This is a genomic window from Virgisporangium ochraceum, from assembly GCF_016863655.1.
In the GTDB taxonomy this organism is placed as follows: Bacteria; Actinomycetota; Actinomycetes; order Mycobacteriales; family Micromonosporaceae; genus Virgisporangium; species Virgisporangium ochraceum.
The window spans coordinates 1-1,578 of record NZ_BOPH01000123.1; the positions used below are offsets into that span (position 1 = coordinate 1).

General features: G+C 71.5%; 2 protein-coding genes. Both read left to right on the forward strand.

Features of this window, described 5'->3' with window-relative positions:
- The first annotated feature begins 76 nt into the window (after positions 1-76).
- Entirely contained in the window at positions 77-637 is a 561-nt protein-coding gene (locus tag Voc01_RS43095) for a TetR/AcrR family transcriptional regulator (RefSeq protein ID WP_203933529.1), read from the forward strand.
- Positions 634-1,083, forward strand: coding sequence for a hypothetical protein (locus Voc01_RS43100; RefSeq protein ID WP_203933530.1), 450 nt, complete (start codon positions 634-636; stop codon positions 1,081-1,083). Before Voc01_RS43095 ends, Voc01_RS43100 begins: the two co-directional genes overlap by 4 nt.
- Positions 1,084-1,578 lie beyond the last annotated feature (495 nt).

The window sequence follows — 1,578 nt, forward strand, 5'->3', positions numbered from 1 at the left end:
CCACGGCATCCCGGGAACCCGGCCTTGCGGCGTTTCTGCAGGTCATTGACGGTGCCGTACGTTAGCGTACGGAAACATGAATGCTCGCCTTTCTCCCGCGTCCTGGGCGGCGGCCGCGCTCGACGCGCTGATCGAGGGCGGGGTGCCGGCGGTGGCGGTCGAGCCGCTGGCGGTTCGCCTCGGTGCGACGAAGGGCAGCTTCTACTGGCACTTCAGCAACCGCGACGCGTTGCTGGCGGCGGCGCTGGAGCTGTGGGAGAGCCGCTACAACGCCTCGATCGAGGCCGCCGACCGCATACCGGACCCGGCGCGCCGGTTGGCGTTCCTGTTCGCCGACGTGATGTCGGGCAGCACCGACGAGGTGAACCTGCTAGCCGCCGCCGACCATCCGTTGGTGGGCCCGGTGGTCCGGCGGGTGGCCGCCCGTCGGACGGACTACCTGATCGACCTGTTCCGGCAGCTGGGCTACACGCTGGGGGAGGCCCGTCGCCGGGGACTGCTGGCGCACCAGGTGTACATCGGGTACATCGAGATGGCCCGGCGGTTGCCGGAGCTGTTGCCCAGTGGGCTGGCCTCGGAGCGGCACTACGTGGAGACGGTCCACGCGATGCTGACCGGTCCGGTCGCGGTGGATTGAGCTCGTCGAGCCGGCTCCTTCGGCGCGCCGCGCCTCGACCTGGCCGGGGCCATCGTTCGGCCGCCTCGCTGGCCGTACTCCAGGGTGAGCTGGAGTCGCTCGACGACGAGGAACTCCTCGGTGCGGCCGCCTATCTGGGCGAGTCGCTGCTGGCCGCGGGCGGCGACCGGTGGGCCTGGGACGACGCGGCCCGCCAGCCGGCCTGGTCAGCCGCGTACGGGCCCGACGCCGACTGGGACTTCTCGATCGCGTCACTCGATGCGCTGGAGGAGGCGCTGCGCCGGTCGACCAGCTCGTCGACGGAACGCACCGCTACTTCAGCGACGGCGCGTCCTGGTATCTCGGCGAGGTCCTGCGGCGAGGGCTCGGCGGTCACTGGGACGAAGGCGCCAGGTACCCCGATCTGCGACAGGTCGGACCGTTCCGCGATGGTGTCATCCCCGTGATCGAGCTGCGGCGCGCCGTCACCGGGGCCGGCCACTCGGGAGCCTGCTATTCCGAGTACTCGTGATCGCCCGGCCCTCGGCGTTCACGATCATCCCTGGCAACGGCGGCAGGCTCGCATCCTAGCCTCCTAGGATGCGAGAGGTGGTGGGGCGGGCGTTACCGCCGGCAGACGGCGATCGGCCGGACGTGGCGGGTTGCGGGTTGCCGGGGCGCGGCGAGGCGGGTTGCGGGTTGCCAGGGCTGGTTGTGCGGGCCGGGTGTGCGGGCTGGGTGTGCGGGCTGGGTGTGCGGGCTGGGTGTGCGGGCCGGGCCTGCGGGCCGGGCCTGCGGGCCGGGCCTGCGGGCTGGGTGTGCGGGCTGGGCCTGCGGCCTCGGCGTGCGAACCCGGTGGTGCGGCTAGCGTCCTGCGTCGTTGATTCGTATGTAGTCGTGGTGTGTCACTGTGCGTTTGGGTGTTCTGTCTTCGCGGGGGTTCGGGTGTGCGCTTGATCGTT

Excerpts from the sequence above, each read along its gene's own strand:
- Voc01_RS43095 (WP_203933529.1), top strand. The coding sequence starts at position 77 with ATGAATGCTCGCCTTTCTCCCGCGTCCTGGGCGGCGGCCGCGCTCGAC.